At 70.3% G+C, this 12,931-nt stretch carries 16 protein-coding genes; 11 read left to right on the plus strand and 5 right to left on the minus strand.

The window, feature by feature from the left end; all coding sequences use genetic code 11:
* The first annotated feature begins 21 nt into the window (after positions 1-21).
* The 6 genes from argF to ACWEF2_RS29400 all read left to right on the plus strand — a co-directional run bounded on the left by argF (position 22) and on the right by ACWEF2_RS29400 (position 6,742).
* The gene (gene argF, locus ACWEF2_RS29375; protein WP_453819565.1) at positions 22-1,026 is read left to right on the plus strand and encodes an ornithine carbamoyltransferase; all 1,005 of its coding nucleotides are present in this window, start codon (positions 22-24) and stop codon (positions 1,024-1,026) included.
* 126 nt (positions 1,027-1,152) lie between these two features.
* Complete coding sequence (gene arcC, locus ACWEF2_RS29380) at positions 1,153-2,088, plus strand: carbamate kinase (RefSeq protein WP_453819566.1); 936 nt, start codon at positions 1,153-1,155, stop codon at positions 2,086-2,088.
* Positions 2,089-2,277: 189 nt separating this feature from the next.
* Positions 2,278-3,702: an amino acid permease gene (locus ACWEF2_RS29385; protein ID WP_453819567.1), complete on the plus strand. Its 1,425-nt coding sequence runs from the start codon at positions 2,278-2,280 to the stop codon at positions 3,700-3,702.
* Positions 3,699-4,607 carry a universal stress protein gene (locus tag ACWEF2_RS29390; RefSeq protein WP_453819568.1) on the plus strand — a complete coding sequence of 303 codons (909 nt, stop codon included), beginning with the start codon at positions 3,699-3,701 and terminating at the stop codon, positions 4,605-4,607. Before ACWEF2_RS29385 ends, ACWEF2_RS29390 begins: the two co-directional genes overlap by 4 nt.
* A 271-nt stretch (positions 4,608-4,878) precedes the next feature.
* Positions 4,879-5,373, plus strand: a complete 495-nt coding sequence (gene bldD / locus ACWEF2_RS29395; RefSeq protein ID WP_355589876.1) for a transcriptional regulator BldD — start codon at positions 4,879-4,881, stop codon at positions 5,371-5,373.
* A gap of 151 nt (positions 5,374-5,524) precedes the next feature.
* Positions 5,525-6,742, plus strand: a complete 1,218-nt coding sequence (locus ACWEF2_RS29400; RefSeq protein ID WP_453819569.1) for a PP2C family protein-serine/threonine phosphatase — start codon at positions 5,525-5,527, stop codon at positions 6,740-6,742.
* Between the two features lie 56 nt (positions 6,743-6,798).
* On the opposite strand, the gene ACWEF2_RS29405 is transcribed toward ACWEF2_RS29400, so the two are convergent.
* Complete coding sequence (locus ACWEF2_RS29405; protein WP_453819570.1) at positions 6,799-7,380, minus strand: TetR/AcrR family transcriptional regulator; 582 nt, start codon at positions 7,378-7,380, stop codon at positions 6,799-6,801.
* Positions 7,381-7,434: 54 nt separating this feature from the next.
* On the opposite strand from ACWEF2_RS29405, the gene ACWEF2_RS29410 reads away from it, so the two are divergent.
* Positions 7,435-7,875, plus strand: coding sequence for a DoxX family protein (locus ACWEF2_RS29410; protein ID WP_453819571.1), 441 nt, complete (start codon positions 7,435-7,437; stop codon positions 7,873-7,875).
* A gap of 26 nt (positions 7,876-7,901) precedes the next feature.
* Here ACWEF2_RS29410 and ACWEF2_RS29415 read toward each other — a convergent pair whose 3' ends face one another.
* From ACWEF2_RS29415 to ACWEF2_RS29425, 3 genes are all read right to left on the minus strand, one after another.
* Positions 7,902-8,348 carry an SAV_6107 family HEPN domain-containing protein gene (locus ACWEF2_RS29415; RefSeq protein ID WP_453819572.1) on the minus strand — a complete coding sequence of 149 codons (447 nt, stop codon included), beginning with the start codon at positions 8,346-8,348 and terminating at the stop codon, positions 7,902-7,904.
* The gene (locus ACWEF2_RS29420) at positions 8,348-8,530 is read right to left on the minus strand and encodes a hypothetical protein (RefSeq protein WP_453819573.1); all 183 of its coding nucleotides are present in this window, start codon (positions 8,528-8,530) and stop codon (positions 8,348-8,350) included. Before ACWEF2_RS29420 ends, ACWEF2_RS29415 begins: the two co-directional genes overlap by 1 nt.
* Positions 8,531-9,048: 518 nt before the next feature.
* Entirely contained in the window at positions 9,049-9,846 is a 798-nt protein-coding gene (locus tag ACWEF2_RS29425) for a L,D-transpeptidase family protein (protein ID WP_453819574.1), read from the minus strand.
* A gap of 120 nt (positions 9,847-9,966) precedes the next feature.
* Between ACWEF2_RS29425 and ACWEF2_RS29430 the strand changes: the two genes are divergently transcribed.
* On the plus strand, positions 9,967-10,446 hold the full coding sequence (locus ACWEF2_RS29430) for a YbaK/EbsC family protein (RefSeq protein WP_453819575.1): 480 nt from the start codon (positions 9,967-9,969) through the stop codon (positions 10,444-10,446).
* 117 nt (positions 10,447-10,563) lie between these two features.
* A complete protein-coding gene (locus ACWEF2_RS29435) occupies positions 10,564-11,130 on the plus strand; it encodes a GNAT family N-acetyltransferase (protein WP_453819576.1) in 567 nt (188 codons plus the stop codon).
* A 9-nt stretch (positions 11,131-11,139) separates the two neighbouring features.
* Here ACWEF2_RS29435 and metF read toward each other — a convergent pair whose 3' ends face one another.
* Positions 11,140-12,072, minus strand: a complete 933-nt coding sequence (metF, locus tag ACWEF2_RS29440) for a methylenetetrahydrofolate reductase [NAD(P)H] (protein ID WP_453819577.1) — start codon at positions 12,070-12,072, stop codon at positions 11,140-11,142.
* Positions 12,073-12,454: 382 nt separating this feature from the next.
* Between metF and ACWEF2_RS29445 the strand changes: the two genes are divergently transcribed.
* Positions 12,455-12,646, plus strand: coding sequence for a transposase (locus tag ACWEF2_RS29445; RefSeq protein ID WP_453819578.1), 192 nt, complete (start codon positions 12,455-12,457; stop codon positions 12,644-12,646).
* Positions 12,639-12,931: helix-turn-helix domain-containing protein (locus ACWEF2_RS29450; protein ID WP_453819579.1), on the plus strand; the 293-nt coding region annotated here is incomplete at its 3' end. The genes ACWEF2_RS29445 and ACWEF2_RS29450, both read left to right, overlap by 8 nt.

Raw genomic sequence — 12,931 nt, forward strand, 5'->3', positions numbered from 1 at the left:
TTCTCTCACCGGGGAGCACACATGGCATTCAACCTGCGCAACCGCAGTTTCCTCAAGGAGCTCGACCTGACCCCGGACGAGTTCACGTTCCTGATCAGGCTGGCGGCCGAACTCAAGGCCGCCAAGTACGCCGGGAACGAGGAGCCCAGGCTCAGGGGCAAGAACATCGCCCTGATCTTCGAGAAGACCTCGACCCGCACCCGGTGCGCGTTCGAGGTCGGCGCCCACGACCAGGGCGCCCACGTCACCTACCTGGACCCCACCGGCTCCCAGATGGGCCACAAGGAGTCGGTGAAGGACACCGCGCGGGTGCTCGGCCGGATGTTCGACGGCATCGAGTACCGGGGCAGCAAGCAGTCCAACGTCGAGGAGCTCGCGGCCCACTCGGGCGTCCCCGTCTGGAACGGCCTCACCGACGACTGGCACCCGACCCAGATGCTCGCCGACGCGCTCACCATGCAGGAGCACAGCGACAAGCCGCTGCACGAGGTCGCCTTCGCCTACCTGGGCGACGCCCGCAACAACATGGGGCACTCGCTCCTGGTCACCGGCGCGATGCTCGGCATGGACGTGCGGCTCGTGGCGCCCGAGGCGCTGTGGCCCGACGAGAAGAAGGTCGTCAAGCCCGCCAGGGACCTCGCCGGGGAGACCGGGGCGAGGATCACCATCACCTCCGACGTGGCCAAGGGCGTCAAGGGCGTGGACTTCCTCTACACCGACGTGTGGGTGTCCATGGGCGAGCCCAAGGAGGTCTGGGAGGAGCGCATCAAGCTGCTCATGCCCTACCAGGTGAACGCCGGGGTGGTGAAGGCCACCGGAAACCCCGGTGTGAAGTTCATGCACTGCCTGCCGGCCTTCCACAACCGGGAGACCAGGGTCGGCGAGGAGATCTTCGAAAAGACCGGCCACGAGGCGCTGGAGGTCACCGACGAGGTCTTCGAGTCGGCGCGCTCGATCGTCTTCGACCAGGCCGAGAACCGCCTGCACACCATCAAGGCCGTCATGGTCGCGACCCTGGGGGACTGAGGGCATGCACACCACCGTAACCACCAAGGCACCCGCCGCCTTCACGACCTCGGGGAACTGAGGGGCATGCACACCACCGTAACCGTCAAGGCACCCATCGCCTTCGCGACCCCGGGAGACTGAGAGATGCGCGTTCTGGTCGCCCTGGGGGGCAACGCACTGCTGCAGCGGGGGCAGAGCCCCGACGCGGACGTCCAGCAGGAGAACGTCCGTGTCGCGGTCGCGTCACTGGCGAGGCTGGCCGAGAGACACGAACTGATCATCACCCACGGGAACGGCCCGCAGGTGGGCGTGCTGGCGCTGGAGAGCACCAACGACCCCAACCTGACCAGGCCCTACCCCCTGGACACGATCGGCGCCGAGACCCAGGGCATGATCGGTTACTGGATGCTGCAGGCCCTGCAGAACGCGCTGCCGGGCCGGCAGGTCGCCTCGACGATCAATCAGACGCTGGTCTCCGCGGTGGACCCGGCCTTCGACAACCCGACGAAGTTCGTCGGCCAGGTCTACGACCGGGCGGAGGCCGAGAAACTCGCCGGGGAGTACGGCTGGACGGTCAAGCCCGACGGCCGATACTGGCGCAGGGTCGTGCCCTCCCCCGCCCCGCAGCGGGTCGTGGAGACCCGCCTGCTACGCCGCCTGGTCCGCGACGGCATCATCACGGTCTGCGCCGGCGGGGGCGGCATTCCGGTCATCCGCAACGACAAGGGTCAGTTGCAGGGCATAGAGGCGGTTGTCGACAAGGACCTGACCGCCTCGATCCTCGCCGAGGCGCTGGAGGCCGACGTCTTCATGGTCCTCACCGACGTACCGCGGGTGGCCAGGAACTTCGGCACCCCGCAGCAGGAGGAGATCACCCACACCACGCCCCACCAGCTCCGCGCGGAACACTTCCCCGCCGGTTCCATGGGACCGAAGGTGGAGGCGGTCTGCCGGTTCGTGGAGACGACCGGCGACATGGCCGCGATCGGCAGGCTGGACGAGGCCGAACAGATCCTGGAGGGCAGGGCGGGCACCATCGTCACCCCCAACGCCACCTGGCCGCTGGCCAGCACCCTGTAGCCGGGCAACCCGCGTGGTCCGCAGGCAGGGGCCGCACAGGACAGTCCACACGCACCGACCACACAGCACAGACCGCACACCGTAGACCGCACAGCCCCCTTTCCCGCCGCCCTCCGGCGGGAAAGGGGGCTGGCCGGCCCCCCGACACGACGGATCATCAACACACAGGCCCAGTCGAGGGGGCAATACATGACTTCCGTGGCGCAACGGTTGTTCCGCACCAAGCCGGCCGAGCAGATCGTCGCCGAGGGGGGCCACGGCGAGGGCGGCGAGTTGCGCCGGACCATGACCCTGTGGCAGCTCACCCTCTTCAGCGTCGGCGCCACGCTCGGCACCGGCATCTTCGTCATCCTCGGCCAGGCGGTGCCGAAGGCGGGTCCCGCGGTGGTCGCCGCCTTCGTGATGGCGGCGATCACCGCCCTGTTCTCGGCCCTCTCCTACGCCGAGCTGGCCGGAACCATCCCGGTCTCCGGATCGTCCTACTCCTACGCCTACGCGACCCTGGGCGAGCTGGTGGCGTGGGTGTGCGGCTGGTGCCTGATGCTGGAGTACGCCGTCTCGGTGGCGGCGGTGGCGGTCGGCTGGGGAGAGTATCTCAACCACTTCCTCCAGGACCTGTTCGGCCGGCAGCTGCCGGCCTCCATCACCCACTCCCCCGGCGACCAGGGCGGCGTGTTCAACCTCACCGCCATCCTGATCGTCCTGCTGGCCACCTGGCTGCTGCTCCGCGGCGCCTCCGAGAGCGCCAGCGCCAACGCGGTCTTCGTGCTCATCAAGATCGCGGTGCTGGCCTTCTTCTGCGTCGTGGCCTTCAGCGCCTTCAGCACGGGCAACCTGACACCGTTCGCCCCGATGGGCGTCGCCGGCATCACCGCCGCCGCCTCGCAGGTCTTCTTCTCCTACATCGGCTTCGACGCGGCCTCCACCGCCGGTGAGGAGGCCAAGAACCCCAAGCGGGACCTGCCCCTGGCGATCATCCTCTCCCTGGCCGTCGTCACGGTCGTCTACGTGCTGGTGGCGCTGGCCGCCGTGGGCGCCATGCCCTGGCAGGAGTTCAACCCGCACACCACCGAGGCCAGCCTCGCCCTGATCGCCGACCAGGCCACCGGCGCCACCTGGCCGGGCGTCATCATCTCCTTCGGCGCGGTCGTCGCCATCGCCAGCGTGGTCCTCACCGTGCTGTACGGCCAGACCCGCATCCTGTTCGCGATGTCGCGCGACGGCCTGATACCGGAGATCTTCGAGAGGGTGAACCCGCGCCGCCAGGTGCCGGTCGCCAACACGCTCATCGTCGCCGCGTTCGTCTCCGTGCTCGCCGGGTTCATCCCACTGGGCCAGCTCGCCGAGGCCACCAGCATCGGCACCCTGTTCGCCTTCGCCATCGTCAACGTCGGTGTGCTGGTGCTCCGCCGTACCCAGCCCGACCTGCCCCGCAGCTTCAGGACGCCGTTCTTCCCCGTCACGCCGATTCTGGGAGTGATCTGCTGTGTGGTCGTGATGCTGGGGCTGGCCGGCGTGACCTGGCTGGCCTTCACGATCTGGATGGTGGTCGGCCTGGCCGCCTACTTCCTGTACGGCTATCGCCACTCGCGCCTCAACCGGAGCGTCCGATGAAGATCGAACACATTCTCGCCGGATTCATCCCCGAGCAGCGGGGCCGGGACGGGCTGGCGCTGGCCACGCGGATGGCCAGGCAGACCGGCGCCCGGTTGACGGTCGCCCACATCCACGCGCCCGCCTGGCCCACCCCCGGCCCCGGCAAGATCGACGCCGAGTGGCGGGCCTACGTGGCCGGCCAGGCCGCCGAGACCCTGGAGCAGGCACGCAAGGCGCTGACGGACGTGACGGACGTGCCGATCGAGTACGTCTTCCGCGGTCATCGGGGCAGCGGGCGCGGCCTGGTCCAGCTCATCGGCATGATCAAGGCCGACGTGGTGGTCATCGGCTCGGCCCCGGGAGGCGGCCGGGGCCGGATCCGGATCGGCAGCACCGCCGACCAGCTCCTGCACGCCTCACCGGTGCCCGTGGCGCTGGCCCCCCGGGGATACGCCGACGAGCCGCCGTCCAGACTCCGGCGGCTGACCATGGCCTACCGGCGCGACCCCGCCTCCGACGAGGCGGTACGGCAGGCCTTCACCCTGGCCGCGCAGATGAACGTTCCACTGCGGCTGATCACCCTGGTGGTGAGCGGGGGACGGCAGGAGAAGGTCGAGGAGGAGATGCTCAACCGGTTCAGGGAGAAGGTGGCGGCCGACCTCAGGGCGGTCACCCGAGGGCGGCGGCACGTCGAGGTGGAGGTGCGGGTGCTGGAGGGCAGGAACGTGGCGGCGGCACTGGCCGGCACCGACTGCGAGGGATCGATAGTGGTCTGCGCCTCCAGCGAAACCGGACCTCTGCGCAGGGTCTTCCTCGGTGACGTCTCCCTGAAGATCATACGCTCGGCGCCGTGCCCGGTGATGATGCTGCCCAGGAATCCCCCCAGGAAGCCCGGATCCCCTCGGAAGCCCGAGAAACCATGATGATTCACTATGTGCAGTGGGACAAGCACGGCGTTTGAGGCGGACCGCATCGGATCGGATTCACCATCTTTTTTCCAATCAGCTTGACCTTAGGCGCCCACAGCTTTACCGTCACTGTCCGTAACCACACCTCGCGACGTTATCGGGTAAAGCCCGACGCTTCGGTCACCGAAGGTGCCTACCCCGGGCGCCAACCCGGTGGTTGGGGCATAAGTTGCGAGGGAGCACAATCAACTGAAAGCAGTACATAACCGAGCCGGGGGGCCACAGGATGCCGTCTGAATACGCCAAGTCGCTGGGTGCAAGACTCCGCGCCATTCGCACCCAGCAGGGCTTGTCCCTGCACGGGGTAGAGGAAAAGTCCCGCGGTCGCTGGAAGGCCGTTGTCGTCGGCTCCTACGAGCGCGGAGACCGCGCCGTCACGGTGCAGAAGCTGGCCGAACTGGCAGACTTCTACGGTGTGCCGGTCGGCGAACTGCTGCCCGGCGGCACCGCGCCGAGTCCGCTCGGCCCGACACCGAAGCTTGTGATCGACCTTGAGCGCCTTGCCCAGCTCCCCAAGGAGAAGGCGGGTGCGCTGGCACGTTACGCGGCCACCATCCAGAGCCAGCGTGGCGACTACAACGGCAAGGTGCTGTCCATCCGCCAGGAGGACCTGCGCTCGCTGGCCGTGATCTATGACAAGTCCCCCAGTGAGCTCACCGAGGAGCTCATCAGCTGGGGCGTTCTGGACCCCGAGGCACGCCGAGCCGTCGAGTCCTTCTGACCGCCCGTCCGCTCGTGGGTACGCCCTGGCGCGGCGTGCCCACCTGCCGGAGGTCTTGCTCTCTCGTTAGAACATGACCCGCACCCCACCACGGATGACCATCGCTGTGGTAGGAAAAGGCAAACATGGCATTTAACGAGATGTGGTGGACATGGCCCGGGGAGAGGATCGCCACGATCACTCTCAAACACGCCCGAAGGGCCGCCTCGCCGCGGCCAGGGCGGCACTGGGGTCGACCAAGACCCGCGCCTTCCTGCGGCTGCTGACCTCCGTCGGGGCCGGCAGAACCCAGGAGACCCTGAGACTTCTGCCGTTCGTCGTCATGGCCCTGGTGGCCCTGGTCGACTTCGGCTCCGGCCCGACCTACGGCCTCCTTCCACTGCTGGCCCTCGGCCCGGCCTTCGCCAGCGTGGCCTGCGGCCTGGGCAGGACCACGGTGATCGGCGTCGTCGCCATGGCGCTCTGCGTGGTGCTCGGCCTCTACAACGACATCCTCTGGATGCCCCGTACCAACATCACCATGGTGGCGATCCTCGGCGTCACCATGGCCAGCGTGCTGGCCAGTGCCGGACGGCTCCGCCACGAGCGGCAGCTCGCCGACGTCCGCTCGGTGGCCGAGGCCGCTCAGCGGGTGCTGCTGCGGCCGGTGCCGCGCCGAGCGGGGCCGGGGATCGGCGTGGCCGTCTCCTACACCTCGGCGACCGCCGAGGCCCGCATCGGTGGCGACCTGTACGAGGTGGTCACCACCCCGCACGGGGTACGGGTCATCGTGGGAGACGTCCAGGGCAAGGGCCTGGAGGCCGTGGAGACCGCCGCGGTGGTGCTCGGCGCCTTCCGGGAGGCCGCCCACGACGAGGCCAAACTCCAGGGTGTGGTGTCCCGGCTGGAGAACGCCCTGACCCGGGAGCTCTCCGGCGAGCAGTTCGTCACCGCCATCCTGGCCGAGATCACCGAGCTGGCCGAGATCACCGGGGACACCTCCATCACCGTTATCAACTGCGGCCACCCGGCGCCCATGGTGCTGGCCGCCGACGGCCGGCGCTGGTTCGCCGATCCGCCGGACGAGGCACTCCCGCTGGGCATGGGCTCGCTGAAGGCGAGCGAACCGGAACCGCACCAGATCCCGTTCGAGCCCGGCGACCAGGTCCTCTTCTACACCGACGGTGTCATCGAGGCCCGCGATGGAACGGGCCAGTTCTATCCGCTGCCGGCCAGGGCCTATCTACTGAACGGCGGCGACCCGCAGCACGCGCTGGACGCCCTCCGGGCCGACCTGCTCCGCCATGTGGGCCGGCCGCTGAGCGACGACGCCGCCATGCTCCTGCTCCGCCAGCGCGCCGCCTGCCCCGCGGCCTCCTCCGCCGCCTGAGGGACCGCTGAAGATCTTTTGACGTCCTCTCCGCCCCGGGGAGACGGAGACCCCCGTCAGCGGTCGAACAGCAGCCGGATCACCGGGCGCGCGGCGGCCTCCGGGTCGTCGCCCACGTCTTCGGGAAACGCCCCGCTCAGCCAGAGCCCGGCGAAGCCGTGCACGATCGACCACGCCGCGAGCGCCGCGGGGGCGGGGGCGCCTCCCGGCAGCGCACGGAGCCCGTCCTCCAGGAGCGCCCACGTGCGGGCTCGCGCGGCCGTCACCTCGGGGTCGTCCGCGCGATAGAGGCCGGGCTGGAACATCACCTCGTAGTGCGCCCGATGGGCCGCGGCGAAGCGCACGTACGCCGTTCCGAGGTCGAGGATGTCCCCGCCGGCCTCGGCCAGGACTCCGGCGAGCAGATCGAAGCCCTCGACGGCGAGCGCGGTGAGCAGCCCGGCCTTGTCGCCGAAATGGTGGGCGGGCGCGGCGTGCGAGACGCCCGCGCGGCGTGCCAGCTCGCGCAGGCTCCAGCCGGACGGCCCGGACTCGGTGATCGCCTCGGCCGCGGCCGCCAGGATGGTCCGCCGCAGGTCGCCGTGGTGGTAACTCCGCTGATTGATCTCTCTCGTCCCCTCCGGAGGTAATCCTGTCATTGACAAGTTACCCCACGGCTCCCTATCTTGCCAATGACAAGATTAGGAGTTGACATGGCACCTCTGATCGCCCTGGTGGGTGGATTCGCGATTCTCCGTCTCCTCGGCCTGGCCGGCCTCGACGCGCTCGACGGCTGGCAGCCCGCGCTGCGCGGCGGGCTCGCGCTGATGTTCGTGCTCACCGGCGTCGCGCACTTCGCCGGCAGGCTCCGCGAGGACATGATCGCCATGGTCCCGCCGTCCCTGCCGCGCCCGGCCCTGCTCGTCACGGTCACCGGCGTCCTCGAACTCGCCGGCGCGGTGGGCCTGCTGCTGCCGCCGACCACCCGGATCGCCGCCGCCTGCCTGGCCCTGCTGATGCTCGCCATGTTCCCGGCGAACGTCTCGGCCGCCCGTCGCGACATCACCTTCGGAGGGCGACCGGCGACCCCACTGCCCTCCCGCACCGCCCTGCAGGTCGTCTTCGTCGCCGCGGCGGTCGCCGCCGCGCTCTGACCCCGCCGGCCCGCGGGCGGAAACCTCTAGCCCGCCAGGGGCACGCGGGTCGGCAGCGTGGCCTGGGCGGGCAGGCCGAGCAGCCCCTCCACCGCGGTGACGAACCGCTCCGCCTCGGAGATCAGCTCCTCGGCGTCCCGCGCCGACACCACCCGGGTCATTCCCGCCTCGGCCGAGGCGCGCTTGGCCGCGCTCATCTCGAAATAGGGCGCCCACTCGGCCAGCCGGGGCTCGGCCTCGGGAAGCAGCTCCCACGCACTGCGCAGCCTGCGCCTTCGGCCGTCCATCGGGCGTGGCCTGGCGGCCAGGATCGCGGCCGCGGCCCGGAGCGCCGCCAGGTGGGCGGCGACGTAACGACCGGCGGAGGTCCGCGCGGCGGCCGCCTCCTCAAGACAGTCACGCGCGTCGGTCAGGTGTGCCCGCACCGTGGACGACAGCCGGGGCCCGTCGGAATCGCTGAGCCGAGGGATCATCACATCTCCTTGAGCGTGGAGACCTCCGCCTTCGGGCGGAGGAGGAAACGCTGCGCGGTGCCGGGCGGTTCGGTGGGGTGCCCGGCGACGGCGGTGACCGGGCCGCCGCACGTGTGGCCGGCGGTGTCCTCGCCGCCGGGCGGGCGGAGAGACGGAACGGTGAAGCCGGGGTAAGACCTCAACGAGAGACTCTCCTCTCTGGCGGGCGACCGGCGGTGAAGCAGGACCCCCACGCGGGTGACCGCGGGGATCCCCCTCGATCACGAGGGGGAGGGTGTCACGTGCCTCAGCCTCCTTGGTCACCAGCGGCTCCCGGCGATTTCGCCGGTCAGGTCAACACTCGCAGACCCCACCGACAAATCGCCGGACGGCCGGACGAGGAGCTTCCCCTCTCCCCGTCCGCCCCGACCTGGTCCGACCGTCTTGGCCGACGGCGGGGGCAGGGGGCCGCCCTGGACGCGAGCCGCAAATCTCACGTCATTACATCGAACATAAATTCGATCACGCATAGTGTCAAGTAAGCCCACGAACAAAAGTTCGATCTTCCGTGAGACGGCAAAACCCCGGGAGATCGAGATCTCCCGGGGTCCGCCACCTGCGACTGTCCGATTCCTCGTAGTCCGGCGCCGTCCCGGCCCGGCCCGGGTTGGGGTGGGCCGTCCCGGGCCGGGCCGCCACCGGGCGCGGCCGACGGGTGCGGCTAACGGACGAATCTCCCCCGCACGTGCACCGGCACCCCGGTGCCGAGCAGGCCGGGCAGGATGCCCGCCACGTGCATCGGCAGCCGCACGCAGCCGTGCGAGGCCGGCGCCGGCGGGACCGACAGCGCGCCGTGGAAGGCGATGCCGCCGTTGAAGAAGATCGGGTTGTAGAGCTGTCCCAGGTAGGACTTGTGCCAGCCCTTCCTGCGCCAGGTCGTCTTGAAGTCTCCCGTCGGCGTGCGGGCGTCGCCGCAGAACCTCTGGGTCCTGCCCTCCCAGGTGGCCGTCTCGCAGTACGGGATCCCGCTGCCGGAGGAGATGTGGCTGACCAGCCTCACCCGGCCGCCGACGTAGAGGACCACCACCTGCTGGGTGAGGTTCACCTCGACCCTGGTCGGCCTGCCCTTCGGCACCAGCACCCTCGGGTTCCGGGGGTTCTCTAGAGCGTTCCAGGTCCGGCGCGCCACGGTGCTGGTCAGGGGGATCAGGTTGACCTTCTGGAAGGCCCAGAGCGCGGCCTGGGTCGCCCCGCCGTACTGCCCGTCGATCTTGCCGGGTTCGTAGCCGAGCTCCTTCAGCCTGGTCTGGAGCACCTTGACCACGGCTCCCCTGGCTCCCAGCCTGAGCGTCTTACCGGGTGCGACGAACGCGGTGGTCCCGGCCCACGCCGCGGCGACCGGGGCCGTCACGGTGCCGGTCCGGGCGTTCGCGACGCCGAGAGCGGAGCCGGAGGAAGACAGGAACACGGCTCCCGCCGTCATCAGCGCGGCCACTCCGAGCCGCCGTCCAACGCCCACCTGAAATCATCCCCTTGTATCACTAAAGCCCAGACCAACGGACCATAGCGCACGAACCTCTCATCTCCCATCAAGGGTTATAAAGAGGTAATCCATTGGCAAACTGTTTAGAGTGACCGGGTGCCCGAAAAGTTGCATCCCAACATCGAGAAGGTCGCCGCCGCCCTGCGCGAGCACGGAGTCGCCGGCGAGATCACGGTGTTCGCCGAGGCCACCCCGACCGCGGCGACCGCCGCCGCGCAGCTCGGCTGCGAGGTCGGCGCCATCGCCAACAGCCTGATCTTCGACGCCGACGGGGAACCCCTACTCGTCCTCACCAGCGGCGCCCACCGGGTGGACACCGGTCTGATCGCGGAGACGACCGGCGCGGCGAGGGTACGGCGGGCCACCCCCGACTTCGTCCGCGTGGCCACCGGGCAGGTCATCGGCGGCGTCGCCCCGATCGGCCACCCCGCCCCCATCAGGACACTGGTGGACGTCTGGCTCGACAGGTACGAGGTGGTCTGGGCGGCTGCCGGTCACCCGCACACGGTCTTCCCGACCTCTTTCGCCGAACTGGTCCGCGTCACCGGCGGGACTCCGGTGGAGGTGGAGCGGTGATCCCCGCCCGGCTCGGCCCACCGGCCTGAGATATGCGAAATACTTGGCGAAATCCCCAACAGCGCTTGGATCCCGCCGGACGGCCCCCGCCGGGTCGGCCCTGCTAGGGTGCGTTGCGTGATCGGCCTGCGACGGATCGGCCCCGACGAGTTCACCGCGCGGCTGGACGTGGTCCTCGACATCTACACGGCGGCGATGCGCCCACCCGCCGATCAGCTCACCGGGCGGAAGGCGATCATGGGAAACCACGCCGTCCACCCGGGGTTCACCTGCCTGTTCGCCGAGCGCGCCGACGGGACGCCGGTGGGAGTCGCCTACGGTTTCCACGGCGCACCCGGGCAGTGGTGGCACGACGTCGTCCGCCGGGCGATGACCGAGCAGAACGGCGCGGAGAGCGCGAACGGCTGGCTCGGCGACGCCCTGGAGATCGCCGAGGTGCACGTGCACCCCGACCATCACGGCGAGGGCATCGGCCGGGCGATGGTCACCGGCCTGTGCGAGGGGCGCCCGGAGCGCACCGCCGTACTGTCCACCCGTGACCAGGCGACCGCGGCGCGGCACCTCTACCGCAGCATCGGCTTCGCGGACCTGCTCACCCGGTTCGTCTTCCCCGGCGGCTACGAACGGTACGCGATCGTCGGAGCCGTGCTCCCCCTATCCCCGGCCTCCCGCCCCCGGGGATAGCCCGCGCGGTCAGACGGCCAGACGGGTGGGCTCCGGGGCGACGTCGAGGGCCTGGAAGACCTCGCGGGTCGCACTGGAGCGGTTGAAGGTGATGAAGTGGATCCCGGGCACGCCCTCGTCGAGCAGGGTCTGGCACAGCTCGGCGGCGTGCTCGATGCCCAGCCGGCGGACGGCGGCCGGATCACCGGCGACGGCCTCGAACCTCGCCGCCACCTCGGACGGGAACGGCGCTCCCGACAACTGCTCGGACCGGGCGATCGTGCTCATCTGGGTGACGGGCATGATGCCGGGGATGATCGGGGTGTCGCAGCCCCTGGCGGCCACCCGGTCACGGAGCCGGAGGTAGTCCTCGGCCCGGAAGAACATCTGGGTGATCGCGTAGTCGGCGCCCGCGCGGCACTTGCGCACGAAGTGCTCGGTGTCGGCCTCCATCGAGGCCGACCGGGGGTGCTTGTAGGGGAAGGCGGCCACTCCGACGCAGAAGTCGCCGGACTGGCGGATCAGCCGGACCAGTTCCTCGGCGTAGAGCACCCCCTCGGGGTGGCGGACCCACTCGCCGGTCACGTCGCCGGGCGGGTCGCCCCGCACCGCGAGAATGTTGCGCACCCCGGCCCCGGCGAACCGGCCGACCAGGTGGCGCAGCTCGCGGATGGAGTGGTTGACGGCGGTGAAGTGGGCCACCGGGGTCAGCGTGGTCTCGTGGGCGATCCGCTCCACGATCTCGACCGTGCGGTCGCGGGTGCCGCCGCCCGCGCCGTAGGTGACCGAGACGAAGGTGGGACGGAGCGCCTCCAGCTCCCGGATGGCCCGCCAGAGCTGCCGCTCCCCCTCGTCGGTCTTCGGTGGACCGAACTCGAAGGAGAACGACCGGCCACCGGCCGCGAGAAGCTCGCGGACGGTCGGCACACGATCGGGAAGGACGGACGGGCGACCCAGAGCCATCAGGTCCTCCCGAGGGGACCGTCGACTTTGGGCGACGGGGGAGTCGGGGGCGGAAGGGCCGCCCGGGCCCGGGCGTGTGGTGACCTGTCCGGTCCGCGCATGAGATCTCCGTTCGTCGTGCGTCAGGTGTGCGTCATTGTTGTAATGGTCGTGTGACCCGTCAGGTGCGTACCTTCCCCGGCGCGGCGTGCGGCCTCGGATACCGCGTGGTGTGGTGCCCGAGGTGTCGCCGCCCGGTTCTCGGCGGCCGGGTGAGGGCCCGCCTGAAGGAGCTGATCCGCGCCAGAGCCGACGAGCACGGCCGGGAGAGCGTGGCGTTTGAGGTGATGCCCGGCCGCGTGCGCCGTCCGTCAGGCCGCGCCCGGGGAGCTCGCCGTGGTACGTGGCCGGCCGGTTCAAGGGGTTCACCTCCCGCCGTCTGCGCGCCGGGTTCCCCTGCCTGCGCTCCCGGCCGCCCGCCCTGTGGTCACAGTCGCACTTCGCGGCCACCGCCGGAGCGGTGTCCGCGCGGACGGTGCGGCGCCACGTCGAGACGCGGTGCGAGGGCGCTGCCCAGGGGGGCGGCCGTGCGTAGGTCCTACAGGTTCCTGCTGCGCCCGACCCGCCACCAGGCGGCCGCGCTCACCGCGTGCCTGGACGATCACCGCGTCTTGTACAACGCCGCGCTGGAGCACCGGCGCACCGCTTACCGCAGGGCGGGGGTGAGTGTCCGCTACGGCGAGCAGTCGGCGGAGCTGAAGGAGATCCGCAGGGCGGACCCGGATGGTCAGGGGCGTTGGTCGGCGGGTTCGCAGCAGCAGACGCTCCGCCGTCTCGACAGGGCGTTCGCCGCGTTCTTCCGCCGCGTCAAAGCGGGCCG

Source organism: Streptosporangium sp. NPDC004631, from assembly GCF_053601935.1.

Coding starts and splice junctions, on each gene's coding strand:
- arcC (WP_453819566.1), top strand. CDS start 1,153: ATGCGCGTTCTGGTCGCCCTGGGGGGCAACGCACTGCTGCAGCGGGGG.
- argF (WP_453819565.1), top strand. CDS start 22: ATGGCATTCAACCTGCGCAACCGCAGTTTCCTCAAGGAGCTCGACCTG.
- ACWEF2_RS29405 (WP_453819570.1), bottom strand. CDS start 7,380: ATGACAGGATTACCTCCGGAGGGGACGAGAGAGATCAATCAGCGGAGT.
- ACWEF2_RS29390 (WP_453819568.1), top strand. CDS start 3,699: ATGAAGATCGAACACATTCTCGCCGGATTCATCCCCGAGCAGCGGGGC.
- ACWEF2_RS29415 (WP_453819572.1), bottom strand. CDS start 8,348: ATGATCCCTCGGCTCAGCGATTCCGACGGGCCCCGGCTGTCGTCCACG.
- bldD (WP_355589876.1), top strand. CDS start 4,879: ATGCCGTCTGAATACGCCAAGTCGCTGGGTGCAAGACTCCGCGCCATT.
- metF (WP_453819577.1), bottom strand. CDS start 12,072: ATGGCTCTGGGTCGCCCGTCCGTCCTTCCCGATCGTGTGCCGACCGTC.
- ACWEF2_RS29400 (WP_453819569.1), top strand. CDS start 5,525: ATGGCCCGGGGAGAGGATCGCCACGATCACTCTCAAACACGCCCGAAG.
- ACWEF2_RS29385 (WP_453819567.1), top strand. CDS start 2,278: ATGACTTCCGTGGCGCAACGGTTGTTCCGCACCAAGCCGGCCGAGCAG.
- ACWEF2_RS29410 (WP_453819571.1), top strand. CDS start 7,435: ATGGCACCTCTGATCGCCCTGGTGGGTGGATTCGCGATTCTCCGTCTC.